The organism is Kribbella sp. NPDC050281 (assembly GCF_040655855.1).
Lineage (GTDB): Bacteria > Actinomycetota > Actinomycetes > Propionibacteriales > Kribbellaceae > Kribbella.
Genome location: NZ_JBFAKS010000001.1, coordinates 382,515 through 409,323, shown reverse-complemented (window position 1 = coordinate 409,323; position 26,809 = coordinate 382,515). Strand labels below are relative to the sequence as shown.

Annotated in this window: 26 protein-coding genes; 15 read left to right on the top strand and 11 right to left on the bottom strand. The window is 69.0% G+C overall.

Going from position 1 to position 26,809, the window contains the following annotated elements; translation table 11 throughout:
- The first annotated feature begins 326 nt into the window (after positions 1-326).
- The 3 genes from AB0I34_RS02065 (at position 327) to AB0I34_RS02055 (ending at position 3,122) form a co-directional block, all read left to right on the top strand.
- Positions 327-1,454, top strand: coding sequence for an endonuclease (locus AB0I34_RS02065; protein WP_360437859.1), 1,128 nt, complete (start codon positions 327-329; stop codon positions 1,452-1,454).
- A 114-nt stretch (positions 1,455-1,568) separates the two neighbouring features.
- Positions 1,569-2,396 (top strand): siderophore-interacting protein, encoded by an 828-nt coding sequence (locus tag AB0I34_RS02060; RefSeq protein ID WP_360437856.1) that lies wholly within the window; start codon positions 1,569-1,571, stop codon positions 2,394-2,396.
- Between the two features lie 45 nt (positions 2,397-2,441).
- Positions 2,442-3,122 carry a class I SAM-dependent methyltransferase gene (locus AB0I34_RS02055; RefSeq protein WP_360437853.1) on the top strand — a complete coding sequence of 227 codons (681 nt, stop codon included), beginning with the start codon at positions 2,442-2,444 and terminating at the stop codon, positions 3,120-3,122.
- On the opposite strand, the gene AB0I34_RS02050 is transcribed toward AB0I34_RS02055, so the two are convergent.
- Positions 3,085-3,807, bottom strand: a complete 723-nt coding sequence (locus AB0I34_RS02050; RefSeq protein ID WP_360437850.1) for a hypothetical protein — start codon at positions 3,805-3,807, stop codon at positions 3,085-3,087. The two genes, AB0I34_RS02055 and AB0I34_RS02050, sit on opposite strands and share 38 nt — an antisense overlap.
- A 47-nt stretch (positions 3,808-3,854) precedes the next feature.
- Between AB0I34_RS02050 and AB0I34_RS02045 the strand changes: the two genes are divergently transcribed.
- Positions 3,855-4,745, top strand: a complete 891-nt coding sequence (locus tag AB0I34_RS02045; RefSeq protein WP_360437847.1) for an aminoglycoside phosphotransferase family protein — start codon at positions 3,855-3,857, stop codon at positions 4,743-4,745.
- A gap of 12 nt (positions 4,746-4,757) precedes the next feature.
- The gene (locus AB0I34_RS02040; protein ID WP_360437844.1) at positions 4,758-5,219 is read left to right on the top strand and encodes a group II truncated hemoglobin; all 462 of its coding nucleotides are present in this window, start codon (positions 4,758-4,760) and stop codon (positions 5,217-5,219) included.
- On the opposite strand, the gene AB0I34_RS02035 is transcribed toward AB0I34_RS02040, so the two are convergent.
- The gene (locus AB0I34_RS02035) at positions 5,220-5,348 is read right to left on the bottom strand and encodes a hypothetical protein (protein WP_360437841.1); all 129 of its coding nucleotides are present in this window, start codon (positions 5,346-5,348) and stop codon (positions 5,220-5,222) included.
- Positions 5,349-5,431: 83 nt separating this feature from the next.
- Here AB0I34_RS02035 and AB0I34_RS02030 point away from each other — a divergent pair, with 83 nt between their 5' ends.
- The 3 genes from AB0I34_RS02030 to AB0I34_RS02020 are packed head-to-tail and all read left to right on the top strand — an operon-like array spanning position 5,432 to position 9,413.
- Positions 5,432-6,502, top strand: coding sequence for a glycine betaine/L-proline ABC transporter ATP-binding protein (locus tag AB0I34_RS02030; RefSeq protein WP_360437838.1), 1,071 nt, complete (start codon positions 5,432-5,434; stop codon positions 6,500-6,502).
- Positions 6,502-8,457 carry an ABC transporter permease subunit gene (locus tag AB0I34_RS02025; protein WP_360437835.1) on the top strand — a complete coding sequence of 652 codons (1,956 nt, stop codon included), beginning with the start codon at positions 6,502-6,504 and terminating at the stop codon, positions 8,455-8,457. The genes AB0I34_RS02030 and AB0I34_RS02025 overlap by 1 nt, the downstream gene beginning before the upstream one ends.
- On the top strand, positions 8,454-9,413 hold the full coding sequence (locus tag AB0I34_RS02020; protein ID WP_360437832.1) for an ABC transporter substrate-binding protein: 960 nt from the start codon (positions 8,454-8,456) through the stop codon (positions 9,411-9,413). Before AB0I34_RS02025 ends, AB0I34_RS02020 begins: the two co-directional genes overlap by 4 nt.
- Here AB0I34_RS02020 and AB0I34_RS02015 read toward each other — a convergent pair.
- On the bottom strand, positions 9,367-11,118 hold the full coding sequence (locus AB0I34_RS02015) for a tetratricopeptide repeat protein (RefSeq protein ID WP_360437829.1): 1,752 nt from the start codon (positions 11,116-11,118) through the stop codon (positions 9,367-9,369). The genes AB0I34_RS02020 and AB0I34_RS02015 overlap by 47 nt on opposite strands.
- Here AB0I34_RS02015 and AB0I34_RS02010 point away from each other — a divergent pair.
- Both AB0I34_RS02010 and AB0I34_RS02005 read left to right on the top strand, forming a co-directional pair.
- Positions 11,041-11,259 (top strand): hypothetical protein, encoded by a 219-nt coding sequence (locus tag AB0I34_RS02010; protein WP_360438133.1) that lies wholly within the window; start codon positions 11,041-11,043, stop codon positions 11,257-11,259. The genes AB0I34_RS02015 and AB0I34_RS02010 overlap by 78 nt on opposite strands.
- A gap of 106 nt (positions 11,260-11,365) precedes the next feature.
- The gene (locus AB0I34_RS02005; protein WP_360437826.1) at positions 11,366-11,962 is read left to right on the top strand and encodes a ParA family protein; all 597 of its coding nucleotides are present in this window, start codon (positions 11,366-11,368) and stop codon (positions 11,960-11,962) included.
- Between the two features lie 43 nt (positions 11,963-12,005).
- Here AB0I34_RS02005 and AB0I34_RS02000 read toward each other — a convergent pair whose 3' ends face one another.
- From AB0I34_RS02000 to AB0I34_RS01985, 4 genes are all read right to left on the bottom strand, one after another.
- Entirely contained in the window at positions 12,006-13,151 is a 1,146-nt protein-coding gene (locus tag AB0I34_RS02000) for an ROK family transcriptional regulator (protein ID WP_360437823.1), read from the bottom strand.
- A 63-nt stretch (positions 13,152-13,214) separates the two neighbouring features.
- Positions 13,215-14,117 (bottom strand): oxygenase MpaB family protein, encoded by a 903-nt coding sequence (locus AB0I34_RS01995; RefSeq protein ID WP_360437820.1) that lies wholly within the window; start codon positions 14,115-14,117, stop codon positions 13,215-13,217.
- A gap of 30 nt (positions 14,118-14,147) precedes the next feature.
- A complete protein-coding gene (locus AB0I34_RS01990; protein WP_360437818.1) occupies positions 14,148-14,681 on the bottom strand; it encodes a GNAT family N-acetyltransferase in 534 nt (177 codons plus the stop codon).
- Positions 14,682-14,689: 8 nt separating this feature from the next.
- Positions 14,690-15,985 (bottom strand): XRE family transcriptional regulator, encoded by a 1,296-nt coding sequence (locus tag AB0I34_RS01985; RefSeq protein ID WP_360437815.1) that lies wholly within the window; start codon positions 15,983-15,985, stop codon positions 14,690-14,692.
- A 214-nt stretch (positions 15,986-16,199) separates the two neighbouring features.
- Between AB0I34_RS01985 and AB0I34_RS01980 the strand changes: the two genes are divergently transcribed.
- Positions 16,200-16,388 (top strand): hypothetical protein, encoded by a 189-nt coding sequence (locus AB0I34_RS01980; RefSeq protein WP_360437813.1) that lies wholly within the window; start codon positions 16,200-16,202, stop codon positions 16,386-16,388.
- A 552-nt stretch (positions 16,389-16,940) separates the two neighbouring features.
- Here the strand turns inward: AB0I34_RS01980 and AB0I34_RS01975 are convergent.
- The gene (locus AB0I34_RS01975; protein WP_360437810.1) at positions 16,941-17,351 is read right to left on the bottom strand and encodes a MarR family transcriptional regulator; all 411 of its coding nucleotides are present in this window, start codon (positions 17,349-17,351) and stop codon (positions 16,941-16,943) included.
- A gap of 28 nt (positions 17,352-17,379) precedes the next feature.
- On the opposite strand from AB0I34_RS01975, the gene AB0I34_RS01970 reads away from it, so the two are divergent.
- Positions 17,380-17,814, top strand: a complete 435-nt coding sequence (locus AB0I34_RS01970; protein WP_360437807.1) for a MarR family winged helix-turn-helix transcriptional regulator — start codon at positions 17,380-17,382, stop codon at positions 17,812-17,814.
- On the opposite strand, the gene AB0I34_RS01965 is transcribed toward AB0I34_RS01970, so the two are convergent.
- The gene (locus tag AB0I34_RS01965; protein ID WP_360437804.1) at positions 17,809-18,825 is read right to left on the bottom strand and encodes a GNAT family N-acetyltransferase; all 1,017 of its coding nucleotides are present in this window, start codon (positions 18,823-18,825) and stop codon (positions 17,809-17,811) included. The genes AB0I34_RS01970 and AB0I34_RS01965 overlap by 6 nt on opposite strands.
- A gap of 129 nt (positions 18,826-18,954) precedes the next feature.
- Between AB0I34_RS01965 and AB0I34_RS01960 the strand changes: the two genes are divergently transcribed.
- Complete coding sequence (locus AB0I34_RS01960) at positions 18,955-20,397, top strand: DUF1254 domain-containing protein (protein WP_360437801.1); 1,443 nt, start codon at positions 18,955-18,957, stop codon at positions 20,395-20,397.
- A 61-nt stretch (positions 20,398-20,458) separates the two neighbouring features.
- Positions 20,459-21,889: a sulfatase-like hydrolase/transferase gene (locus AB0I34_RS01955; protein WP_360437798.1), complete on the top strand. Its 1,431-nt coding sequence runs from the start codon at positions 20,459-20,461 to the stop codon at positions 21,887-21,889.
- On the opposite strand, the gene AB0I34_RS01950 is transcribed toward AB0I34_RS01955, so the two are convergent.
- Entirely contained in the window at positions 21,827-23,278 is a 1,452-nt protein-coding gene (locus tag AB0I34_RS01950; protein WP_360437795.1) for an MDR family MFS transporter, read from the bottom strand. The genes AB0I34_RS01955 and AB0I34_RS01950 overlap by 63 nt on opposite strands.
- A 110-nt stretch (positions 23,279-23,388) precedes the next feature.
- On the opposite strand from AB0I34_RS01950, the gene AB0I34_RS01945 reads away from it, so the two are divergent.
- Entirely contained in the window at positions 23,389-25,644 is a 2,256-nt protein-coding gene (locus tag AB0I34_RS01945) for an NACHT domain-containing protein (protein ID WP_360437792.1), read from the top strand.
- Here the strand turns inward: AB0I34_RS01945 and AB0I34_RS01940 are convergent.
- Positions 25,634-26,767, bottom strand: a complete 1,134-nt coding sequence (locus AB0I34_RS01940; RefSeq protein ID WP_360437789.1) for an MFS transporter — start codon at positions 26,765-26,767, stop codon at positions 25,634-25,636. The two genes, AB0I34_RS01945 and AB0I34_RS01940, sit on opposite strands and share 11 nt — an antisense overlap.
- Between the last annotated feature and the right edge of the window lie 42 nt (positions 26,768-26,809).

The following is a 26,809-nucleotide window of genomic DNA, read 5'->3' as shown; positions in this document are numbered from 1 at the left end:
ATGCGTGGTGGACTGAGTACGGTCCGTAAACGGCGTCCGCACCACGCCACCGCAGGAGGGCCGCTCGTCTGGGGCTGTGCCCTCCTCCTGTGCGGTGAGGTGCTGCCCGCCAGTAGCGCCTCACTGGTGGATGGGCAGAGCGGCCCGCGGCGGTTCGTCGCGGCCTGATGGGGGCCCATACACCCAGGTGGGGCGGTTGAGCGTCACTCACATGCTCACCGCCCCACCGACTCAATTCATCGACGGTTTCACCGCCGGACGTTCGGTGACCCGATCAGGTGGGCAGACTGAGGGCGACCGGACCCCAACCGCCCCTGGGAGTTGCCGTGCCCATTCCACGCGCACTTCGTCCCGCCCTGGTCGTCTCCGTTGTGCTCGCCCTGCTCGGCTTCGGCATCACGCCGTCGACGGCGGCGACCACCGCGACGATCTCCGTCAGTACGGCGATCGGCCGGCAGGACGGATCCACCGCGACGGTCGAGGGGTACGTGGTCGGTCAGCCGACCGCGACCAGCACCGTTGTCCGGAGCAACTTCCCGAACGACTTCGCGCTGGCGCTGGCGGACTCGGCCTCGCAGACCAGTACGTCGGCGATGCTGTATGTCCAGATCCCCTCCGCGTTCAGGGCGTCGTACGGACTGCAGAGCAACCCCGGGCGGATGGGTCAGAAGATCACCGTCACCGGGACGCTGTCGGCCTACTTCTCGCACCCGGGCCTGAAGAACGCGACCGCGTTCGGCGGCGGGTCGGATGATCCGGGGCCGGATCCGGGTGACTACTACGCCGGCGCGGAGGGCAAGACCGGTCCCGCACTGAAGGCCGCGCTGCACACGATCATCTCGAGCCAGACCAAGCTCACCTACGACCAGGTCTGGAACGCGCTCAAGGACACCGACCAGGACCCGGCGAACACCAACAACGTGATCGAGATCTACTCCGGCCGCTCGATCAGCAAGACCACCAACGGCGGTGACCCGGACGACTGGAACCGCGAGCATGTCTGGGCCAAGTCCCACGGCGACTTCGGTACGGCGACCGGCCCCGGCACCGACATCCACCACCTGCGGCCCGAGGACGTGTCGGTGAACGGGGTCCGCGGCAACCTCGACTTCGACAACGGCGGCTCCGCCGTCGCCCAGTGCTCCGGCTGCACCGCGGACTCCGACTCGTTCGCCCCGCGTCCTGCCGCCCGCGGTGATGTCGCCCGGATGATCCTCTACATGGCAGTCCGGTACGACGGCGGCGACGGCTTCGCCGACCTCGAGCCGAACGACTCCGTCGGCAACGGCTCCGCGCCGTACATCGGCAAGCTCTCCGTCCTCAAGGCCTGGGCCGCCGCCGACCCGCCCGACGCCTTCGAGAAACGCCGCAACGAGGTCATCTACACCACCTACCAACACAACCGGAACCCCTTCATCGACCACCCCGAATGGATCACCTCCATCTGGCCGTAAACCATCTGCCGTACGACCGCGGTGCAGGTGGCTCGGAACGTGAGACGGCGGTTGGCGTCGGTGGGATAACCTGAGTTAGGTAGGCCTAACTTCCGCCGAGAGGACCGTGGTCGTGTGACCAGCCCCGCACCCCGTCGCAACCGCGTGTGCAAGCGCGCAACCGTTCGCCGTACCGAGCAGCTCACTCCGCACATGATCCGGGTCGTGTTCAGCTCCGAGGACTTCGCCGACAACGGCTTCACCGACCACTACGTGAAGCTGCTGTTCGGTCAGCCCGGGGTCGAGTATCCGGAGCCGCTGGACATGGGTGTGGTCCGGGAGACCTACCCGCGCGAGCAGTGGCCGACGATGCGGACTTACACCGTGCGCAGCTGGGACGAGGACGCGAAGGAACTCGCGATCGACTTCGTGTACCACGGCGACGAAGGCATCGCCGGACCGTGGGCCGCGGCGGCCAAGCCGGGTGACGTGCTGTGGTTCAACGGTCCGGGTGGCGCCTACGCGCCGGACGAGGCCGCGGACTGGCATCTGCTGGTTGGCGACGAGAGTGCGCTTCCGGCGATCGGTTCCGCGGTCGAGCAGTTGCCGCCGGGTGCGCGGGCGACCGTCCTGGTCGAGGTGGGGGACGAGACCGAGGAGCAGAAGCTCAGCGGCTCCGGCGAGGTCGACGTGACCTGGTTCCACCGCGCGGGCAGTTCCGCCGGTCGTGGCGACGGGCTGGTCGCCGCGGTCGAGGCGCTCGACTTCCCGGCCGGGGACGTCCAGGTGTTCGTGCATGGCGAGGCCGGCTTCGTGTTCCGGATCCGCAAGAACCTCTTCCAGGAGCGCGGCCTGCCGCGTGAGCGGGTCTCGCTGTCCGGCTACTGGCGGCTGGGCAAGAACGAGGACGGCTGGCAGGCGGAGAAGGCCGAAACCGCCCGCAAGGAGCGCGAGGGTTCCTAGCGGCGGCACGTGAACCAGGTCGGCTCGGGCGGCATCGTACGAAGCATGGATGACCCTGCCTCGTTCGATCGTTTCGCGGCCGAGTACGACCGGTTCGTCAGCCTCCAGCCCGGGCAGAACGTCGAGTGGGTGCTCGGCCTCGGGCTCCGTGGCAAGCGCGCGCTGGACGCGGGCTGCGGTTCCGGCCATGCGGCCGAGCGACTGGCCGTGCAGTACGACGAGGTTCTCGGCGTGGATCTGAGCGAGCCGATGATCGAGCTCGCCCGGCGGATGCGATCCCGGCCGAACCTCGAGTACCGCATGGCCGACGTGTTCACGATCGACGACGACGGCTTCGACCTGGTCTACAGCCACACGATGATGCACCACCTACCCGACTACCGGGCCGGCCTCCAGCACCTCAAGAGCCTGGTCCGGCCGGGCGGGACGGTCGCGGTCGTCGACAACGTCTGCGATCCGTATCCGACGCCGCCCCGATACATGTATGTGCTTGGTGCCTGGCTGGGGTTTCCGCGGGAGATCCGTCGGCTCGGGCTGCGGGATGCGTGGTTCGAGTTCCGGTTCTGGCACAGCAAGCCGTGGCTCGATCACCTGGCGAGCGACCGTTACTTGTCCCGCGCCCAGTTCCGCGAGGTCTACGACGACGTGTTCCCTGGAGCGCAGTACGACGACCTCGGGTTCGCGTTGGCTATGCGATGGACCTGCGCCGGTCCAGGAGTTCGATAAGGGTCGGCGCCTGGTTGCTCGGCAGGACCCAGTCGTCGCCGGAGGCCTGCAGGATGACCGCCGGCCCCTCGGTCGCGACCGGCGGGTGAGGAATCGCGATCGGGAACTTGAGCCGCTCGGCACCACTCAGCGACACCTCGAAGGTCCCGGTGATCGAGCCCAACGGATACGACCGCGACTGCTCCTCGGATCGCGGGAACGGGTGGCCCTGGATCGTCACCGCGTCCGCGCCCAGCAGGACCGCGGCCAGTGGCATCCCGCGCAACCGGAACACCAGTTCGTACGGCGTCTCCGCCAGTTCAGGTACGACGGGGACCAGCAGCGCACGATCGGCGGCACGGGCCAACGCGAGCCCCACGACCAGCCCGACGATGAGCGCCGGCAACGCCAGGAGTGCGGGCCACCAGACGCCGAGCACCAGCGGATAGAGCGTCGCGAACAATCCGGCGATCCCGCCGAACAGTCCGCCGACGCCGGCCCACCAGCGCGGCATGTACCGATGCCGTCGCCAGAGGATCCAGCCGAGCACCAGCATCCCGGCCGGCACGACGCAACCGATCCAGGTCGCGGCCGGTCCTTGCGTGCTGATCCACGCCACGATCCCCAGCAACACCAGCGGGATCCCCAGATACGTCACTGCCACCACGCGCTGCGCTCGCCGGTGCCGGCGTTCCACCTCGGTCACGGAGAAAACCCAAGCACATCCCGGCCGAACCACCTACTGTGCCGAGGGTGATCGAGATTCCCGCGAAGCTGATCAGGAACCACAGCGAGCGGTCGGCCGAGTGGCTGGAGAGTCTGCCCGGCACGGCCGCGACGTACCTCGAACGATGGCAGTTGTCTGTCAACGGCGAGCCGCTGAGCGGTGAGGCGTCGCTGATTCTTCCGGTCGTCCGGCGGGACGGTACCGAGGCGATGCTCAAGCTCCAGTCGGTCAACGACGAGAGCGAGGGCGAGGCGCTCGCCCTGCGCACCTGGAACCACGACGACGTCGTCGAGGTGCTCGAGGACGACCCGGCGACGTCGACCCTGCTGCTCGAACGGCTCGAACCCCGCACTCTCGACGACCTGCCCGACCACGTCGAGGCGACTCGCATCCTGGCCGGGCTCCTGGTCAGGCTGAGCGCCGTACAGGCGCCGCCCGGGATCCGGCGCCTCGCGGACATCGCCGGCGCGATGGTCGAGGACGCGCCCGGCCTGATCCCCCGGCTGGCCGATCCGGCCGAGCGGCGGCTGGTACGGCGTTTTGCCGCCCAGGTGGCCGAGCTGCTGCCCGACTCCGGCGACCGGCTGCTGCACTGGGATCTGCACTACTACAACGTGATGGCCTCGCAGCGGCAGCCGTGGCTGGTGATCGATCCCAAGCCACTGGCCGGTGATCCCGGCTTCGAGGTCTTCCCGGTGTTGTGGAACCGGTGGGACGACCTGGTCGCGACCGGCGATCTGTCGCAGGCGATCCGGAACCGGTTCGACCTGATGCTCGAGATCACCGGGATCGATCGGGGCCGCGCGCTCGGCTGGACGGCCGGCCGCATCCTGCAGAACGTGCTGTGGTTCACCGAGGACGGCGCGACCCGGATGGAGGCCGAGTTGGCCGCTGTCGCCGCTGCCCTGTACTCGTGATTACATCATTACATGACGACGACTCCGACGCTGTACGACTGGGCCGGTGGGCATGAGGCGCTGCTGCGGCTGACCCAGGTGTTCTACGACAAGGTGCTGAGCGACCCGGTCCTCGCGCCGGTGTTCGCGCACATGAGCGACAAGCACCGCGAGCATGTGGCGATCTGGCTGGGCGAGGTCTTCCGCGGCCACAGCCGGTACACCGATGAGCTCGGCGGCTACCCGGCGATGCTGGGCCACCACCTCGGCCTGGCGCTCACCGAAGAGCAGCGTTCGCGCTGGGCTGCCCTGATCGCGCAGAGCGCCGACCCGGCCGGGCTCCCGGACGACCCGGAGTTCCGCTCGGCCTTCGTCGCCTACATCGAGTGGGGCACAAGGATCGCCCTGTCCAACTCGCAGGCCGGCGCCACTCCACCGCCCGAGGCGCCGGTCCCCCACTGGGGCTGGGGTGAAGCACCGCCGTACCAGCCGTAGTCAGGTCCGCCGGCCCCAGGTCTGGCGGACGTGACGGACAACCAGCAGCACGACGGCCGCGAGCGCCGCGACGATCCCGATGACGACGGACACAGCGACGGTGGGGGCGTTCGCTGACGTCGCAGACACCCGCGCCCGCGCTGTGGGACTGTGGGTTGGATACAGTCGCGGTTCACGAAGAATCCGCGTGGCGGGGATGCGAGGGTGAACCAGTGACCGCTCAGCTCGAGTATCCCGGGGTGCAGGACGACAACGCGCTACTGTCGATCCACGGCCTGTGGAAGGTGTTCGGCCCGAAGGCGCAACGCGTCCCCCGCCGGCCGGAGCTCGCCTCGCTCGACCGCGCCGCGCTGTACGCCCAGACCGGATGTACGGCGGCCGTCCGCGACCTCAGCTTCGACGTGGCACCCGGCGAGGTGTTCGTGGTGATGGGCCTGTCCGGTTCGGGCAAGTCCACGCTGGTCCGGTGTCTCACACGCTTGATCGAACCGACCGCGGGCAGCCTGATCTTCGAGGGCGAGGACCTCCGCGCGGCCGACGAGAAGCGGCTGCGCGCACTGCGGCGGAGCAAGTTCTCGATGGTGTTCCAGCACTTCGGGCTGCTGCCGCACCGCAAGGTCATCGACAACGTCTCGTACGGCCTGGAGATCCGCGGCGAGAGCAAGCCGGACCGGCGTCGCCGCGCCCAGGAGGTCATCGACCTGGTCGGACTGGCCGGCAACGAGAACCTCTACCCCGAGCAGTTGTCCGGCGGCATGCAGCAGCGCGTCGGCCTGGCGCGTGCGCTCGCCAACGACCCCGACGTACTGCTCTTCGACGAACCGTTCTCCGCGCTCGACCCGCTGATCCGTCGCGAGATGCAGACCGAGGTGGTGCGCCTGCATCGCGAGGTCGGCAAGACGATGGTGTTCATCACCCACGATCTGTCCGAGGCGCTCAAGCTGGGTGACCGGATCCTGCTGATGCGCGACGGCGCGGCGGTGCAGTTCGGCACCGGCGACGAACTGGTCGGTGCTCCGGCCGACGACTACGTTCGCGAGTTCGTGCGGGACGTTCAGCGGGCCGACGTACTGACGCTGCGGTGGATCGTCCGTGAACCGCGCCCGGAGGAGCCGCTGGACGGACCGGAGCTCGGCCCGGACGTGCTGGTCCGGGAGGCGACCCGGCTGGTGCTGGAGTCGGACCGCCCGGTCAAGGTCGTCTCCAACGGCACGCTGCTCGGTGTGATCGGTGACGAGGAGATCCTCGCCGTCGTGGCACCGCCCCACAAAAAGCCGGTCTGATGGCCTCCATCACCGGCTCGGTCGAGTTCGAGGTACGACGGCCGCGCCGCAGCGTGATCGTCGGGATCCTGCTCGTCGCCTGGGTAGCGGCGTACTTCCTGCTCCGCGGGATCGACACGCTCGTTCTGGGTGGGCAGGAGACGACCGCGTTCCACCGCTGGCTGACCGATCACCGCGACGACGTCGGCCAGGGCAACGCTGTCTTCGACGCGATCCGGGTCGGGGTCGACCACTTCGTCGTACTGCTCCAGAACGTCCTGTCCCAACCGTCGTACGGGCGTCCGGTCCCGGTGATCGGCTGGCTCGGTGTGGTCGCGGTGGCGGCGTACCTGGCCTGGGCGTTCGGGACCTGGAAGGTCGCGCTGCTGACCGCGGCCGGGCTCGGGTTCGTCGGGTTGCAAGGTCTGTGGCAGGAGAGCATGGACACGCTCTCGTTGACCATCGCGGCCGTGCTGTTGTCCTTGCTCGTCGCGATCCCGCTCGGCATCTGGGCCGGTCTGTCGAATCGCGCGTTCCGGGTCGCGACGCTGGTGCTCGACCTGATGCAGACGTTGCCGACGTTCGTGTACCTCGCGCCGCTCACACTGTTCTTCGCGATCGGGCCGGCCGCCGCCACCATCGCGACCGTGATCTACGCCGCCCCGCCGGCCGTCCGGCTGACCGCGCACGCGATCCGCTCGGTCCCGCTGGAGAGTGTCGAGGCGGCCCGTTCGCTCGGATCCACCCGCGGCCAGACGCTGACCAAGGTCCTCTTGCCGATGTCGCGCAGCACTGTTGTGGTCGGCATCAACCAGACGATCATGGCCGCGTTGTCGATGGTGACGGTCGCTGCGCTGATCGACGCGCCAGGTCTCGGGCAGACCGTGCTGACGGCCCTGCAGACGCTCGACGTCGGCGTCGCGTTCAACGCCGGCCTGGCGATCGTGGTCATCGCGATCGTCCTCGACCGCGTCACCACCGCGGCCGGCGACCGGCCGTGGCGTACGGCGAGCGTCCGCCGGAAGGTCCTGCTCGGCGCGGGCGCGGTCGGGGTGCTGGTCGCGGTCTGGTTCTCCCGGACCTACGTATGGGCGGCCGAGTTCCCGGACACGGTGAACCTCGGCTCGCGGATCGCCGTGATCGCCACCGACGTGACGAACTGGGTGCAGGACACCTTCGGCGGTTTCACGTACGGCGTCCGTGACGCGGTGACCAACGGTCTGCTGAACCCGCTCGAGGCCCTGCTGACCGGATCGCCGTGGTGGCTCGTCGCCACGGTCGTCGTGGCGTTGGCCGCCGTACTCGGGAGCTGGCGGGGTGCGGTGCCGGCGGCGGTGTGCTCGGGGCTGCTGGTGGTCACCGGGGTGTGGCACGACAGCATGATCACGCTGGCCTCGACGTTGCTCGCGACCGTCGTGGTCGTCGTCGTCGGGCTTGCGCTCGGAGTATGGGCCGGGCGCAAGCATCGGGTCGACACCTGGATCCGGCCGGTCCTGGACGCCGGCCAGACGATGCCGCCGTTCGTGTACCTGGTGCCGTTCCTGGCGCTCTTCGGCACCAGCCGGTTCACCGCGATCGCGGCCGCCGTCGTGTACGCCGTACCGGTCACCACCAAGATCGTTGCTGACGGCATCAAGGCGGTGCCGGTGGCGACGGTGGAGGCGGCGAACTCGGTCGGCTCCAGCAGTTGGCAGGTGATCAGCAAGGTGCAGCTGCCGGTGGCCCGCAGAGCGATCACACTGGCGGTCAACCAGGGCCTGATCTACGTGCTCGCGATGGTGGTGGTCGGCGGCCTCGTCGGCGCCGGTGCCCTCGGGTACGACGTCGCCGCCGGCTTCGCGCAGAGCGAGCTGTACGGCAAGGGACTGGCCGCCGGGCTGGCGATCGTGCTGCTCGGGGTCCTGCTCGACCGCATCACCCAGGCGGCCGCGCGGACCCGGAAGTTCAACGGAACAGTTAGAGGAGACAAGCTGTGAAGAAGCTCCGGTACGCCGGTGTCCTGACGGCCGCGGCACTCGCGCTCGCCGGATGCGGCGGGGAGAAGGTCGGTGCGGACGAACCGGCCGCGAGCGGTGGAAAGGACTGCGGCACGTTCAACCTGGCCGTCAGCCCCTGGGTCGGGTACGAGGCGAACGCGGCCGTGGTCGGGTACGTGGCCAGCAAGAATCTCGGCTGCACAGTGGTGAAGAAGAACCTCAAGGAGGAGATCTCCTGGCAGGGCTTCGGCACCGGCGAGGTCGACGCGGTGCTGGAGAACTGGGGCCACGAGGACCTGAAGAAGAAGTACATCGAGGACCAGAAGGTCGCGGTCGAGACGGGTTCGACCGGGGTCAAGGGCGTGATCGGGTGGTACGTGCCGCCGTGGATGGCCGAGAAGTACCCGGACATCACCGACTGGAAGAACCTGAACAAGTACGCCGCCCAGTTCAAGACGTCGGAGTCCGGTGGCAAGGGCCAGCTGCTCGACGGCGACCCGTCGTACGTGACGAACGACGAGGCGCTGGTGAAGAACCTGTCGCTGAACTACAAGGTCGTGCAGAGCGGCAGCGAGACCGCGCTGATCCAGGCGTTCCGGGACGCGGAGAAGAACAAGAAGCCACTGCTGGCGTACTTCTACGAGCCGCAGTGGTTCTTCAACGAGCTCAAGCTGGTGAAGGTCGACCTGCCGCCGTACAAGTCCGGCTGCGATGTCGACCCGGCGAAGGTTGCCTGCGACTACCCGCCGTACGACCTGGACAAGGTGGTCTCGAAGAAGTTCGCCGACTCGGGCAGCCCGGCGTACGAGCTGGTCAAGAACTTCCAGTGGACCAACGAGGACCAGAACGCCGTGGCCCGGATGATCGCCGTCGACAAGATGACGCCGGACGCGGCCGCCGAGAAGTGGATCAAGGACAACCAGTCGAAGGTCGACGCCTGGCTGGGCAAGAAGTAGCCCGGCGGCTGATCCGGTCGACGTCGAAGCGTTCACCGGGTGGGAGCGGCACACCCACCGAGCGGCGCAGTGCTTCGGCCTCGTCGAGCAGTTCGAGGGCGCGGCCGGGATCCCCGGCCGCGCCCGCCAGGCCCTCCAGAGCCAAGGCGATCGCCCGCTCGTCGCCGACCTGGACGGCGGCCGCATAGCTCTGCTGGTGCAGGGCTTGTGCCTTGGTGAACTCCCCGCGTTGTTCGGCGACGAAGCCGAGCTGGGCGCGGATGAACGCGATGCCGGGGGTGCCGCCGACCTGCTCGAGCCAACCGAGCCACTTGGTGAAGTGCGTCTCGGCCTGCTCGAGCCGGCCCTGCCATCGCGCGGACAGCCCGAGTCCGACCTCGGCGTACTCCTCGGCGGACTTGTTGGACTGCTCGATCGCCAGCCGCCAGGCCCGCTCGTGCAGCTCGTCGGCCCGGTCGTAGTCGCCGGTGAGCAGCGCGATCCGGCCCAACCCGGCGGTCCGGAAGGACACCTCGGTCCACAGGCCGAGATCCTCCGCCCGTCGGATCGCATCGTCGAGATACCTCGCCGCGGTCGGGTAGTCCCCACTGATCTCTGCGGCCACGATCAGCGAGTACGTCGCCTGCAGCCGTCCCCAGTCGTCGCCCAACTCGTCGAAGAGCTCCAGGCTGCGTCGGCTGTCGCGCACCATGTCGTCCACACCGGCGTGCACGATGTTCAGCTGCGCCCGGGTGCTGAGCGCCGCGGCCAGCCCCCACGTCTCGCCGTGTTGTGCGAAGGTCGCGATCGCCCGGTCGATGCGTTCGCGGAGGAGAGTCCGGTCGCCGTACGCCCACTGTGTCGTGGTCAGAAACCACAGCGCCCGCGCCTGCCCGAGTCCCTCCTCCGGGTAGAGCTTCAGCGCCTCCTCACTCGCTGCGGTGAGGTTGGTGCCCTTGGCATCGGTCGCCGTCATGCCGACGTACCAGACCGTGGCAGCCGCACGGTCTGCCGAATCCTGCCCGGGTACGTCGAGGGCCGCGGCGATCGACCGGCGTGCCTCGCCCAGGCGGCCGCGGAGGTACCAGTACCACGCGAGGGCGTTGACCAGCTTCAGGTTCGGAACCGCATCGAGTGCGGCCCGGAAGTTGGCGGACTCCTGGTCCAGGCGGCGCAACCAGGCCTGTTGCTCCGGCCCGCGAAGCTCGGCCCTCTGCGCGAGCGAGAGGTAGTACTCCGCGTGCTGCCGCCGGGTCGCCGCCTCCTCGCCGGCTTCGGTCAGTCGCTCGAGACTGTAGTCCGCCACCGACTCCAGCAGCCGGTACCGGCCGGCGGCCGCGACGACGAGTGATTTGTCGACAAGGCTCAGGACGGTCTGCTCCGGCAGGCGACTGACCGCGGTCGCCGCCTCCAGCGAGAAGGTGCCCGCATGCACGGCCAGTCGGCGGAGCATCGTGCGCTCCTCCTCGTCCAGCAGGTCCCAGCTCCAGTCGATCGTTGCTCGCAGCGTCCGCTGCCGCTCCGGTACGCCGCGACCGCCTGACAGGACCCGGAAGCGGTCGCTCAGCCGGTCCGCCAGACCTTGCACTCCGAGCGCCCGGACCCGGGTCGCCGCCAACTCCAGTGCGAGCGGGATCCCGTCGAGCCGCTGACAGATCGCCTCGACGCAGGTGTCTATCCCGGCGGCCAGAACAACCTGCAGATGCAGGCGGTCGGCAGTGAGCACGTGGTCGAGGCCTTCGAACAGGCCGGGCTGGACACCGCACTGCCACGCGCACTGGCCACCCTGTTCGCCCGCGCGGTAGCAGCCGGCCACAGCGCCGACGGCCTGGCCTCGCTGGTCGAGATGGTCCGCATTCGCGGCTGAAGGACACTTGAGCTTGTTCACACGGGCTGGGGGCAACTATCACGATGTGGGTGAGCAACGCCGACGACACGCCGGAAATCGGACAGGACCGGGTAAGTTCACTCTCATGATCATCGTGACAGCTGCACTGAAGGGCGGGGTCGGAAAGACAACCACGTCGGTGTACTTGGCCGCGCTGGCATCTTCCAACCGTCGCACAGCGACCCTGGTCGACGCCGATCCACAAGGCAGTGCCGCCGACTGGGTCGACTCCTCCGAGGACGACCATCTGAACAGGATCGAGATCGAGGAGGCGCCGACCGAGCGGCTGCTGAACAAGGCACTCGACAAAGTGCCGCCCGAAGGCATCGGCATCGTGGACATGCCGCCGTCGCACGAGCGGCTGCTGAACAAGGCGCTCGAGCGAGCCCGGATCGTGGTCATCCCGACCCGGATCGGCGGGGTGGAGACGCCCCGCGTCAAGGCGGTCCTGGAACTGGTCCCGGACGGCGTCCCGGCAGGCCTGGTGATCTGCTCGGCCCGGACGTACACCCGGAGCTACCAGGAAGCGATGCAGCAGTACGCCGAGGAAGGCATCCCGGTCTGGGGCACGATCCCGGAGCGCGTGTCGATCACGGCCGGCCCCAGCGGTCCGCTCGCCGCCGACGGCCTGGAGTCCTACAAGAAGGTCTGGCGCAAAATCCTGGCCGCGGCCAGGACCTGAAGTTCGCGAGAGCCCGGGCGCACGGTGCGGCTGTGTGCCCGGCTCAGCGGTTGAGGGGTGGTTCGCCCCGGACGTAGGAGCGGATCACCGTGGCGGCCGCGCCGCGCGCCCAGTCGTCGAAGGTGTGCGAGCGCAGCATCAGTCGGCAGTCGCCGGCGGCGCCGAACGCATGCTCCGCGAAGGTCCGCCGCAGTCGGTCCTCGTACAGGTCGTACTCCGCCACGCCCTCGCCTGCGATCACCACGAGCTCCGGCCCGACCAGGTTCACCATCGCGGCCAGCGCCGCACCGATCACCTCGCCGGCCCGGTCGAACGCCTCGCGCGCGTGGTCATCGCCTTCGTGCGCGAGCTTGATCGCCCCGGCCAGATCCAGGTCCGCCCGCCCGGTGGTCTCCCGGGTCCGGGCCAGGATGGCGTCGGACGAAGCAACCGTCTCCACGCAGCCGCGCCGGCCGCAGGTGCAGACGAGGTCACCCGGGGCCAGCGGTAGATGGCCGAGCTCGCCGGAGACGCCGTACGCCCCGGACACGACCTCGCCGTTGATGTAGAGCCCGCAGCCGATGCCGGACCCGATCGTCACGACCGCGAACGAGTCGGCGTCGACGCCGACCCCGAACCAATGCTCGGCGACGGTCAGCGCCCGTACGTCGTTCGTCACCACGACCGGGACCCGGAGCCGCTGACCCATCAGCTCCGCGACCGGGACATCGCGCCAACCCATGAACGGCGAGTCCCGGACGACGCCGTGCGCCGCGTCGACGTCACCGGACACCGCGACACCGATCCCGACCAGCGGTCCGGCCATCGCCTCACCCGTCTTGAGCGACGTGATCAGTTCCCTGGACAGGTCGGCCAGTTGGTCGATCACTCGCTCGGGCGTCGTGTCGTCGAGCCGTTGGTGCCGGACAGTCAGGATCCCGGCGGTGAAGTCGGTGGTCACGCCGATCAGGCTGGTCGGGGTCACCTTCAACCCGATCAGCGAGACGCTCTCGCGGACCACGGTCAGCGGGCTCACCGGCCGGCCGATGCCGAGCTGGTTGTCGTCGGCCGGCACGGGTGCCTGGTCGGTGACGAACCCGGTCTCGATCAGCGGCGCGACGGCCTTCGTGACGGCCGCCTGGGACAGTCCGGTCCGGCGCGCGATCTCCACCCGCGGGATCGGGCCCTGAGTCAGAATCCTGGTCAGCACCTCGACTCCCGCCGGCGTGGCCAGGGGGAGGGGACGATGAGGACGCAGCGGCACGAGAACAACCTACCGGCGCGTCACTACGGCCGCTTCGATTTCTCCCAGTGTTGGGGACGTCAAGGCCCACCGGATGGTCCTGGTCAGGCCGTTGCCGGCGGCGCGTACGACGGTCCGCTCGGCGAGCGGGAGGTACGGCAGCCGCAGCGGCAGCCGGGTCCACCACGGCAGCAGCCCGACCGCAGCAGCCGTGAGTACGCCGTACGCCGGGCGCGCGGCCCACGGAACCGGTGGGTGCACGAGCATGAAGCGGGCGGCCTGGCGGGCTTCGGTCGTGCCGCGCAGCTCCGGCTGGTACTCCGTCAGTGTCTGCCGCAGCTCGGCCACTGTGGTCGGTGGGTCGATGACTCCGAGCCTGCGGGCCACGAGTGCCGCGTCTTCGACGTACAGGTCCTGCTCCTCGGCGTTCAGCGGTGCGACGCCGTACTGCTGGTGGGCGGCGAGGAAGCTGTCGACCTCCGCCACGTGGACCCACTTGAGCAGGTGCGGATCCGAGGCGCGGTACTTCACCCCGTCCGGACTGGTCCCGCGGACCCGCTCGTGCACGGACTTGACCCGCTCGATCGCCTCCTCGGCATCCGGGATCGCGCCGTACGTCGTGATGGCCAGGAAGTAGCTGGTCCGGCGCAGCCGGCCCCACGGGTCGCCGCGGTAGCCGGAGTGGGCCGACACCGCGGCCATCGCCAGCGGATGCAGCGACTGGAGGAGCAGAGCCCGGAGTCCACCGGCGAACATCGACGCGTCGCCGTGCACCCGCCGGATCGGGCGGTCCGGGGCGAACCACCGGGGACCGGGCGTGTTGTGTACCCGGTTGCGTTCGGCGCGCGGGTCCGGACCCGCCACCTTGGTCATGATCAGCTTCGCCAACCCGTCCCGCAGCGGGTCCAGCGGTCCAGCAGTGGTGGCGGCCATATAGTCAGTCTCCCCCCGGCCCCAACCCGGTCAGTCGGCGTACTCGTTCTCCAGGAGGGAGTAGAGCAGGGAGTCGCGCCAGGCGCCGTTGGTGAAGACATGGTCGCGGAGGTGACCTTCGTAGGTGAAGGCGAGACGCTTCACCACCGCGATCGAGGCCTCGTTCTCCGGGCCGATCGCGGCGGTCACCCGGTGCCGGCGCTGAGTGGTGAACGCGAAGCGCAGCATCACCCGGGAGGCGTCGGTGGCGTAGCCGTGCCCCCAGTGGTCGGCGTGGATGGCGTAGCCGAGCTTCGCTCCCCACGGCCCGCTGGGCGCCAGCCGGGCGAAGCCGATCACCCGGTCGTCGTCCCGGCGGGTGACGGCGAGCATGTGATCCGGGCGGTCCTCCCGGGCCGACCGTTCGATGATGCCGGCCAGCGCCTCGGCCGCTTTGGCGCGGTCGTAGCTGTCGAAGGCCATCCAGGTGGTCACCCTGTCGTCACCGGCAATGGCGAGATAGTCGTCCAGATCGGTGGGGCGGAATTCGCGCAGCGTGGTCAGGTCGCCGATCAGAGGATCCATCCGGGCGGCTACCGGGGGAACGTCTGCATCGGGGTCCGGGTGAACATCTCGATCTCCTCCTGCAGCTCCCGGGCGTCGTCCGCGCGCCCGGACTGCCGCAGCGCCTGATGGACCCTGCGGGCCGAGTGCACCACGCCGTTGATCCGGCGTTCGGCCGGAAGGTCCAGCACCGGCGCGATCGCGTCGGCCGCGCCGTCGAGCTCGCCACTGGCGATCCGGTTGATCGCCATCGCGGCCTGGCTGCCCGCGGCGTCGCCGAAGGCCCACTCCGGGTGGTTCTGGTCGGTGTAGGCGTCGACCGCCTGGCTCGAGTACCGCGTGGCCTGGTCGACTTCACCGGGCAGCCACGCCAGCGCGTCGGCCGCGTAGTACAGCTGCCGGTGCCGGCCGAAGGTGCACAGGCCGCCCATGTCGTCCAGGTCGTCGTTGCGCACCGTGTTCCAGGCCTCCTCGGCCCGCTCGAGCGCGGCCCGAGTGGCCTCCGGGTTGCCCAGCGCGGCCCAGGCGCGGGCCTCGCTCACCGGCAGCCAGACGCTGGTGGTGCTGTTCGCCTGCTCGGCGTACCCGGCGCCGAGCTGTGCGTACCGGACCGAGTCGTGGGGGTTGCCGGCCCAGTAGGAGACGAGCGACTGCAGGCCGCGCACCCAGGCGCGCAGGCCGTGGTGGTCGGCGTTGTCGGCGCAGAGGAAGGCCGTCCGCGCCTGGGTCAGGGCGGCATGTGGGTTGCCGAGGTCGTGGGATGCCTTGGCCAGCAGACCGCCGGTCACGCCCCCGAGAAAGTACAGCTGCCGCAGGTGTTCCGGGCGTTGCCTGCTCTCCAGCAGCGCGAAGACCAGGTCCTGCGTCTCGACCAGCTGGCCGAGGATTTCTGGCAGCGGGCGCTGCGGGTAGGCCTTCGCGACGTGACGCACGTCGTCGTACACCTGTTCCATGGCCTCGCTTCCGAGACCGGACTGGGCCGCGAGGGCAAACGCCCTCGCTCGGCTGGCAGCCATGTCGAGAACCTCCATCTCATTACCTGTCGTGATCCGTCCACTCGCGGCAGGTGCCGGCACCACCTGGGATGCCTGCTCGGGGACGTACGGCGAGAAGAGTTCCTCGACCGGCTTTCCGAACATGCGCTGCAGGGTGCGCCGGGTCTGAGGAGTGGTCCCCGCGCGCTCGCCCGATGCGAGGCGCCGCAGGTGCCGCTCGGTGATGGTTCCACCCAGCTCGACGAACTCGGCGACGATCTCGGAGTAGGTCTGGTTCCGGCGCTGGATCAGGTGCGCCAGGACCGTCTTTGGCGTGTACCTCACCGCCATCGTTCCTCCCGTTCACGTCAGATCAGACGTTGTCTCGACTGATGCCCCACGACAAGGTGCGGTCCCCCAGATGTCCGCGAGAGGTCCGGAAGAGGTCCGGCAAAGGTCCGGTCCAGGTCCTAGAGCGGTCACGTTGGGCTCGTGCACCATTACTGCCATGACAACCAGTAAGTCCAACTGGTTGCAAGGGCTCAGAGTTACGGGGTGAGAGGTAGTGACCATCGCGGAAGTGACGTCGAGGCAGCACCGGCGCCGAGTTCGGGTCTGGTTCGGCGAGCACGTGATCGCTCAGTACGTCGCGGAGGCGCCGTTGGCAGCCCGCTACGAACAGGCGATGCGGCGCCGTTTCGCCGGTCTCCGAGTCACCAACGACGTACTCGGCCCGCTCGACAGCACCGACTGAAACAACCTGACCTTCCGGGTCCTCCTCAGACCCGGTTCGCTGCGCCCTGGGGTCTCCTCACGCTCAGGGGCAGCTCTGGAAGGTCCGAGACACTCCTCAGTCCCGGACGAAACCCAGGTGTGGTCCGGAGCACTCCTCAGCACCGGACCACACCGCCCATCGACCCGGCTGGGCCTGGCGGTTGAGCTCCCTGTATCACCGCCGCCCAGCCGTTCCAAACCACCTCCTGGCCGACACCTCGGGCCAGGCAGGGCCGAGTGTCCTGGGCGGTAGGACACCGGTGGCTCTTGACACCTCACCGAGAGCCACCCCCTGAGGTGGCCGGCTCCGCTGTGTGACCGCCGCGCCTGGGCGATCACACAGCGGAGCCATTTCCGATGTCCCCAGGTGTCCCGGGTGGTCGCCGTGGTCCGGGCGGTCGCTGGCGGGTTGTTTGATCGCTGGCGTCCGGTAAGACGTCGCTCGTGAAATAACCGGCCAGCGGGAAGGGTGTGCACCCGGTCCGGGGAGCATCGTGCACCTGATTCGGCAGGCGAGACTCCCCGTTCGGAGTCAGTCGACGCTCGCGGAAGCTGCGAGGTTGTGGGCCATCCGCCGGAGGATCCTGAGTGTGGCGGCGTACTCCTTGTCGGTGATGCCCGCTGTGACCTGTCGGCGCTGCTGGTGGACCTTGGTCGTCAGGGTTTCGAGTGCAGCCCGGCCCTCGGTGGTGAGGTCTTCGCCGGTCAGCCAGCCGCGGTCGGCCAGCGGGGTCGTGACGGCGGCCAGTTCGGCCGGGTCTCCGGTCAGGAACGGCGCCAGTGTCACCGCGATCGGCTCCGGGCCGGCGGCCGCGTTGAGCGCCTGCCACTGCCGGCGCGTCAGCCCGTCCGCGGCGAGGACCCGCTCGAACGACGCTTCGAGCAGCCGGTCCACCTCCTTCAGCCACCAGCCGATAGGCTTGTTGTCATCCGACATATACATGTCAACGAGCATATATTTTGGAGTGCCCGTGGACAACACCGACCCGGTCGTCGCGGTGGAGACGGCGATGATCGCGATCCGCCGCCGACAGACCCGCCGGGCCCTCGCCGTACAGTCCGGCGGACCCGACCCGGTCCAGGACGTCCTCGACGCGGTCGAGGCGGCCGCACCGGGCTCGATCGGGGTGAACGGAGTCGCCGCGGCCCTCGGCGTCGACCAACCCCGGGCGAGCAAGCTGGCCGCCGCGGCGGTGTCCGCCGGTCTGGTACGGCGTGAGGCCGACCAGCAGGACGGTCGCCGTACGAACCTGGTGCTGACCGCCGAAGGCCGGCAGCAGCTCGATTGGGTGCACGGCTATCGCCAGGAGCGGTTCGCCGATGCGATGACCGGCTGGACGGACGCCGAGCGGGAGACCTTCGCGGACCTGTTGACCCGGTTCGTGAGCGGCTTCGACCGGCTATGACCGCTGGATGTCCGCTTCGGGTCCGGTGATGTAGACCGCGAACGGCGCGTCCGGCTGGACCTCGGCCGAGCCCTCGACCAGCCCTTCGTAGCTGGCTTCACCCACGTAGGTCATCCCGAGCCGCTCCATCACCGCCCGCGACGCACTGTTGATCCGCTCGGTGAACGCGACGACCGAACTCGCACCGAGTGTGCGGAACGCGAAGTCGAGTCCGGCCCGGCCGATCTCGGTCGCGATGCCCTGGCCGCGGTACGCCGTGAGCACACTCCACCCGAGTTCGAGCCGATCGGTCGCCCACTCGGACCCCACCAGCGCGGCCATCTGCTCGGAGTCCCCCAGACGCGAGAGCCCGCCCCGACCGACCAGTGCACCGGACGTCCGGTCGTAGGCCATCCACTTGCTGACGCCGTCCTGCTCCCATGCCTCGTGCATCCCGGTGGCTCGCTCGAGCGACTCCTCGGCGGACCAGGTGCCGGCGAACCAGTGGGCGACCCACGGATCGGCGTGCAGGATCTCGAGGTCCGCGGCATGTCCGGGCAGGACGTCGCCCGGCGCGGTCATCGGTTCGAGCCGGAGGCGCTCGGTGAACCGGGTGCGCACGGCCTGCGCCACGATGTCGCGCAGCCTCCGGTCGCCGTCGGTGCGGCCGACCATCAGCAGTTCGAGGTCGTCCGGCCCGACCCAGGCCGACGCGTCGTGCTTGCCCTCTTCGAGTCGCGGCCGGCTCAGATCCCCGTCGACCGTGATCAGGTAGTCGAGCTCACGCCGTACCCGGCCCTCGTACTCCCACTCCCAGTCGGCGACGGTCCAGAGGATGTCGCGGACCTTCCAGCCGGTCTCCTCCTCGACCTCCCGTGCCAGCGCCTGCTCAGGTGTCTCTCCCGCTTCCAGGTGGCCGCCGACGATGTCCCAGATCCCGGGCAGCAACCGCCGCTCCGCCGTACGCCGCTGCACGTAGACACGCTGCTGCTCGTCCCGGATCAAGGCACCCACACAGTCGACCGCACGCATACCAGCAACCTAGCCCGGCCGGAGGCCCTGACATTGACGCAGCTTCACCTCTGCGGGGTGAGGACCGCCGGGGTGAGTGCCTGCGACCGTCGGGAGACAAAGATCGTCGACTGCGGGCTGGAGCGAAACATGTCGGGTGCGGGTACTGCGGATTCAGGACTGTCGACCGATGAGTTGCGGAAGGCGATCGCGTCACTGTCGTCCCCTGACATGGTGGAGTCGCCGTTCGGCCGGCTCGACTTCTTCGACGGACTCCCTCGGCCGTCCACGGTGTCGACGGCGTACGACGCGCTCGATCTGATGCGCGGCATCGAGGTGTTCCTCAACGCCGTCCCGGGTGCGTCGCTGGTCGCGATGCGACGAGGTCTGCGGTCCGCGGGGATCACGTCGCCCGGCATCATCGGGATCACGGATCCGCGAGCCAACTCGAACAGTCTCTTCCTGACTCCGAACACCGAAACCACCTACGGGACCACGTTCCTGGACCTGAAGGCCTGGGGTCCGACGGTGATCGACGCACCTGCGGAATCGCTGTGCGTCGTCGACGACTTCTGGTTCCGGTACGTCGCCGACATGGGCATCGCCGGACCCGACCGGGGCCTGGGTGGGAAGTACCTCTTCCTGCCACCGGGGTACGACGGCAAGGTCCCGCACGGCTACTACAGCTACCACTGCCCGACGTACTCCAACTGGGTCGTGCTCCGTGCGCTCGGCGGCGTACCGGCGATGAAGCAGACCCGGATCTATCCGCTGTCGCGGGCCGGCGCACCCGAGGACAACCAGTTCGTCAACCTCGCCGACGAGATCATGAACACGGTGCATGGCAACGACTTCTCGTTCTTCGAGGAGCTCGCCGAGCTTGTCCAGGAGGAACCGGTCGAAGCGCTCGACCCGGAGCGGGCCGGACAGCTCGCGGCGATCGGGCTGGTGAGCGGGCAGCCGTTCGCGCCCGACGCGCGGATGCGCGGGATTCTGTCCAGGGCGGCCGAGATCGGCGCCGGGCTTGCGCGCACGATCGCGTTCGCTCCGCGGGATCCCGGGGCGGAGCTGTACGGGTCGTGGAAGAACGCCTTCGTCGGCGGCAGCCACGAGTTCCTCCGCGACGGCGCCCGTCTGCTCGATGCGCGCACCCAGTTCCACTACCTCGCGACGGTGGTGACTCCCGCGATGGCCCATGCCCGCGTCGGAGCGGGCTCCGCCTACGCGTACACGGTCCACGACAGCAACGGAGACCTGCTCGACGGCTCGCGGAACTACCGGTTGCACGTCGACCCGAACCCGCCGGCGAAGAACTTCTGGGCCGTCGACGTCTACGACTCCCAGACCCGGTCCCTGCTCCAGGTCCCGTCGACCATCTGGCCCGCGCTGGCGAGCAACACCGGAACCCTGCAGGCCAACGACGACGGCTCGTACGACCTGTACTTCGGTCCGACCGCTCCGCAGGGCAAGGAATCGAACTGGGTGGAGACCGTTCCCGGCAAGTCCTGGTTCCAGTTGTTCAGGCTCTACGGTCCACTCCAGCCGTGGTTCGACCAGACCTGGCGACTCAACGAGTTCGTGCCGCTGGACTGATCGGTTCTGTTCGTCCGTAGGGTGTTGTGCGTCGAAAGAAGCAATCTCGCGAGGAGTGGTGATGTCGGCGCCCAACATTCTGCTGATCGTGTCGGATGACCATGGGTATGCGGATCGGAGTGCGCTGGGGGTGCATTCTGATGTGCGGACGCCGGGGTTGGATCGGCTGGCTAGTGGTGGAGTGAGCTGCTCGAGTGCTTACGTGACCGCGCCGATCTGCAGTCCGTCGCGGGCGGGGATCATCTCGGGGCGGTACCAGCAGCGGTGGGGTGGTCAGTGGTTCGACTCGGCCTCCTTCGCGCCGGACGACGTACCGAGTCTGGCTGAGCTGCTGCAGGAGCGCGGCTACCGGACCGGGTACTTCGGCAAGGTCCACTACGGCGGCGAGAACGTCGGGGACCGGGCCTGCCCACCACAGCACGGCTTCGAGGAGACGCTGTACGGCCTGGCCGGGCAGTCGCTCGGCCGGCTCAACTACCTGCACCACTCCGAGCAGTCCCAGAGCGAGTACGGCGCCGATGCCGCCAAGTACATGGCGGTGCAGCCACTGTTGTCCGGTGACGAGCCGGTCGAGCATGAGGGCTTCCTGACCAGCGAGCTCGGTCGCCGCGCCGCGGAGTTCATCGAGACCGAGGACGAACGCCCGTACTTCTGCATGCTCGCCTTCAACGCGGTGCACAACTTCTGCTGGCAGTTGCCCGCCGACGAACTCGCCCGCCGCGGTCTGCCGGAGTACAACGACTGGAAGCCGGAGTCCGGCCGCACCTACACCGAGTGGTACGACGACGTGATCGTGCCCAACCTCCCGCACGGGCGCGAGTACTACCTGGCCCAGCTCGAGCTCATGGACGCCGAGATCGGCAAGCTGCTCGACCTGCTCGACGCCACTGGTCAGGCGGACAACACTCTGGTCGTCTACACCACCGACAACGGCGGCTCGACCTGCAACTTCGCCGACAACACTCCGCTGCGCGGGACCAAGTACACGGTCTGGGAAGGCGGCATCCGGGTCCCGATGCTGTGGCGCTGGCCCGAGCGGCTGCCAGCCACGCAGCAGACGGATGCACTGGTGAGCACGCTGGACCTCGTGCCCACCCTGGTCGCTGCCGCAGGTGGTGAAGCCGAGTCGGATGGCGTCGACCTCCTGCCGGTGCTCACCGGCGAGATCCAGTCCGCTCACACCGCCCTGCACTGGGACTGCGGCTTCCAGTGGGCCGTGCGATCCGGTGACTGGAAGCTCAGTTGGGTCGACAGCGACAGCCCATCCGTCGCCCACCTCAGCCAGTACGAGCACGCACCGATGGGCTCCGGGTCGCATCTGACCAACCTTGCCGCCGACCTGGGTGAGCAACACAACCGCATGACCGACGAGCCCGAGATCGCCCAACGTCTCCAAGCACTGCACGCCACCTGGCGCACGGAGGTCGGCCTAGACCCGGTTGGGCTGCTCGGGGATCCGGTTCGGCATGAACAGAACGGCAGCGACGAGTAGGACAGCGGCTCCGGCGGCGCCGTAGTAGACGTCGTGGATCGCCGGGGCCAGGACGTCACCGGGCAGCGTCTCGAGATCTGCGTGGTCGTCGCCGAGACGTGCGGCGACCACACCATTGGCCACGGCGCCGAAGGCGGCCACTCCGATCGCGCTACCGACCGATCGGGCGAACATGTTCGCGCCCGTCACCACACCACGTGTCTGCCACTCGACCGACGACTGCGCCGCCACGACCGACGGCGACGCGGAGAAGCCGAGTCCGATACCGATGACGAAGCAGGCACCGGCCAGGTGCAGCACTGAACTCTCGGTCCCGACCGTGAGCAGCAGCCCAGCGCCGACGACCACGATGCACGCGCCGAACAGCATCGTCGTACGGAACCCGAGCCGCAGGTAGATCCGCCCGGCCAGCGAGGCAGCGATCGGCCACCCCAGCGTCATCGCGGCCAGCGCGAACCCGGCGACCAGAGCCGACGTACCCAGCACGCTCTGGGCGAACAGCGGCACGTACGTCGACAGGCCGATCATCAGCACGCCGATCAGAAGGGCCGCCGAGTTGGCGGAGTTCAGGACGCGCCGACTGAGCACCCACAGCGGGAGCACAGGCTCGGGCGCGCGGCGCTCGACGACGACGAACGCGGTCAGCAGGACGACCGCCCCGGCCAGGATCGCGATGCTCGCGGTCGAGTCCCAGGACCACATCACGCCGCCCTCGAGCAGGCCGAGCAAGAGCATCGAGCCGCCGACCGCGAGCAGCACCGCACCGGCATAGTCGATCCGGTGGCTGGTCCGCGGTACGGCGTTCTCGTGGAAGCGACGCACCAGCGCCCAGGCGGCGGCGATGCCGAGCGGGATGTTCACGAAGAAGATCCAGCGCCATGAGAGGAAGTCGGAGAACAGCCCGCCGAGGGTCGGGCCGACGAACGACGAGATCCCCCACACACTGGCCAGGTAGCCCTGGACCTTGGCCCGCTCGGCCACCGTGTAGATGTCGCCGACGATCGTCATCCCGATCGGCTGGATGGCGCCCGCACCGAGTCCCTGGACCAGCCGGAACGCGATCAGCGCCGGCATGCTCCAGGCGAACCCGCACAGCACCGATCCGAGCAGGAACAGCCCGACGCCGACCAGCATGATCGGCTTGCGGCCCCGCAGGTCGGCGAGCTTGCCGTAGATCGGCACCGAGACGGCCTGGGCCAGTAGGTAGATCGAGAACAGCCAGGGGAACTGGGTGAAGCCGCCGAGGTCGTCGACCACCGACGGGACGGCGGTGGCCAGGATGGTCGCGTCGATCGCCACCAGCCCCACGCTCAGCATCACCGCGAGCAGGATCGGTCCCCGCTCCGACCGAAGCCCCACACTCGCCCGGTCGATCCGCTCAGTAGTCATGACAAAGGCCAATCTAACTGCCGGGACAACGATTCCCGCACTGCCGGATCGCCAGATGGACGCGCGCTGAGCCAGGCACGGTCGGCTAGTACGCAGCTACGCTCCGGGGGGTGAGGATTCGGGATGGGATGCTGCGTGCTGTCGTGCTCGTGGTGACCGTGTCGCTCACGCTGGTGCTGCTGCCGATCGCGATCAACGTCGGCACCGGTGGCACCGCTCCCGGCTTCCTGGCGCCGTACGCGGACTGGACCTGGCCGGTGATCGGTGCGCTCTGGTTGGTCGCGATCGTCACCGCTCTGTTCGAGTTCCGCAGCCGCCGGCTGCCCACCGTCTCCGGTCGATCCGCCGACCAGCCGCGCAACCGGCCGAACGCGCTCGCTCGCGTCGACCGCTACCTGTCCCAGCGCGTGGCCGGGTCACTCGCCTCCCGCACCCGCATTGCACTGGCCCTCGACGAGCGCCCCGAAGCCGTCATCCGCCCGTACGACCTGCTGGTCCAGCCACTCGACAGCTCGCCCCGACCGGTCTCCGACGACACCGACATCGCCACGGTGTTCGACCAACTGCAGGACTCGATGCTGATCCTGGGCGCACCGGGCGCCGGCAAGACCACTCTGCTGCTTGAGCTCGCCCGCGCCCTCGCCGAGCAGGCCCACGCAGACGAGAGCAAGCCGATCCCGGTCCTCATCGATCTGGCCGGCTGGACCGCGCAGCCGTCGCGGAAGGACGAGGACGAACCGCAGGACAGTCCGCTCCTGGCCGGCTTCGTTCGTTGGCTGCTAGGTGAGCTCAACACCCGTTACGGCATCCCGGCCGCAGTCGGCCGTACCTGGCTGCGCCGCGGTCGCCTTGCACTCCTGCTCGACGGCCTCGACGAGATCGCCAAACCGAGCCGCGCCAAGCTCGCACCAGTCCTCGAAGAGCTCCGCCGCCGCTATCTGATCGGCAGGCTCGCCATCACGTGCCGCACGCAGGACTACGAGCTTCTCCCCGACCAGCTCAGCCTGCACGGCGCTGTGCACATCAGACCGCTCACCAGGCAGCAGGTGCTCGACTACTTCGCCGCTGTCGGTCCGGACCTGGACGGTGCGCGCGCAGCGATCGAGCAGGACGACGAACTGTGGGACCTGGTCAACTCACCGCTGATGCTGAACGTGATGATCCTCGCGTACCACGGCCGCGTGCCGGAGGAGGTCGTCGCCGGCGGTGTGGCCGACCTGCGGCGGGAGCTGTTCGACACCTACATCAGCGAGGTCCTGGCCAGACACCGCTCGACCAGTCGCCAGTACGACTCAAGGACGGCGGTCCGTTCGCTCTGGTGCCTGGCGTGGTGGACCCGTAGTCGCGCCGGCGACCGCACCGCCGTACCGCGGTGGCTGATCCCCAACGGCTGGTACGGCCTGTCCCTGCCAGAGGCGGACTACCTGGCCCATGCGGTCAGCCTGCCCGCGATCTTCGCCGGGCTCGCCGCCGGTGCGATCCTCGTGACGCTCGCGCAGTACGGCGTACTAGCCGGGCTGGCCGTAGCCGGAGCGGCATTGCTGCTCGTGCATATCAAGCCGCATCCGTGGCAGGCGCTCATGACCGAAGGGCCCAAGCCGCAGCGGGCGCCACTGCTCGTGCTCACGCTCGTCCTGAGTACGGCGTGCACGGTCGTCCTGATCGTCGCCGTGATGGGGCTGGTCGAGCTGCTGCCGGTGTGGCTGGCGCTCGGTGTCGAGGCGGCAGCGATCGCAGCGTCGTACGTCGTCGAGCAGGTGGTCTCCCACACCAACAGGCGTCGGTTGCTGCTGGGAGTCCGGCTCGCTGTGGTGGTCGCGGCCGGCTGGGTGACGCTCAGCATCGGTGATCGGCCCGACAGCTTCGCGACCGGTCTGGCGATCGGACTGCTCGTCGCGCAAGGCATCCGGCTGGTCAAGTCGCTACCGACCGACCACGTGGTTCAGCAGCCGGCTGGACATGGCTGGTGGATGGATCTGTGGGTGCTGGGCGGTGCAGTCGCCGGATTCCTGCTGGCGGTGGCACTCGGCGCCGATCTGACCTCCCCTGACCTCGAAGCGGTGGCCGGTGTGATCACCGGCGCTGTCGCCGCGAAGGCGTGGCGCCGTCGCCCACCGCTGTTCGCCGGACCGCTCTCCCGTCTGCTCCACGACTTCCTGCTCCGCTGGACCGGGTACCTCCCTTGGCGCCGCCGTGCCTTCCTCCGGTACGCCGCCGACCGGTACGTGCTCGCCCGCACCGGACGCGGTGAGTACTCCTTCATCCACCTCCTCGTCCGCGACCACCTGGCCGAATGCTCCCCCAACCACCTGGCCGAGAAGGTCGACCGCCGGATCGCCCAGCGGGCGACCGTCGCTACCCGGTAGCGGGTTCGTTCAGCGCGAAGCCCATCAGGCAGCCGGTCAGGACCAGCGCGATCAGGGGGCTGAGCGCGACGCGCAGTGAGGTGTGTTCGGCGATCGTGCCGAGGACCGGGGTGGCGACTCCGCCGATGCTGACCGCGAGACCGAGCGTCATGCCGCCCGCGGTACCGACCCGGCCCGGGAGGAAGTCCTGGCCGAGGGTGACGTGCAGAGAGAACGGGATCGACATCGCGATCGCGGTCAGCGCGAGGAAGCCGAAGAACGCCGGACCGGGCACGAACACCAGCGCCGCGATGGCCGGTACGGCGACGGCGTACGACGTCCGCATCGTCCGGACCCGCCCGTACCGGGTGGCGAACCGGCCGCCGAGCAGCGTGCCGAGGGCGCCGGCCGCGAACAACACGAACAACGCCACCCCACCGGTCGTCGTTCCACCGCCGACCCGCTGGCCGGCGTACAGGGCGATGAAGGTGCCGAGGCCGACGAACACGATCGAGCGGCACACCATAATCGCCGACAACCGCAGGAACGACGGCCAGTCGTCACTCCCGGGCCGCTGCATTCGATTGCCTCCAGCAACCAAGCGTGCGGAGCGAACAGCCGGCCTGGTGATCACCGCACCGACCAGCGCCGGTACGACGAGCAGCGGAGTCAGCGACAGTCCACCTGCCGCCATGATCGGCGTGACGAGCACCGGCGCCAGCGCGAAACCGACGTTCCCGCCGACCGAGAACCAGCTCATCCCGACATGGCTGCCGCCGCTCACGGCACGCGCCATCCGTGCCGCCTCCGGGTGATAGGCGGCGACTCCGAGCCCGGACAGCGCGGCAGCCAGCCAGCTGAGCAGGTACGTGTCGCCGACGCCGACCAGTGCGATCCCGAGTCCCGCCGTCGTCATCGCGACCGGGATCAGCCAGGCCAGCGGCCGCCGATCCGTCAGTACGCCGAACACCGGCTGCACCACCGAGGACAGCAGCGTCGCAGCCAACGTGATCCCGGACACCGCGACGTACCCGAGCCCGCGCTCGGCGACCAGGAACGGCACCAGCGCCGGTACAGCGCCCTGGTACACATCCACGCACGCGTGCCCGATCGCCATCAGTCCGATCGGTCGAAGTCTCAGCACACCGTCGATCGTTGTCGCCGACGCCGCTGTCCGGCTTCCGAT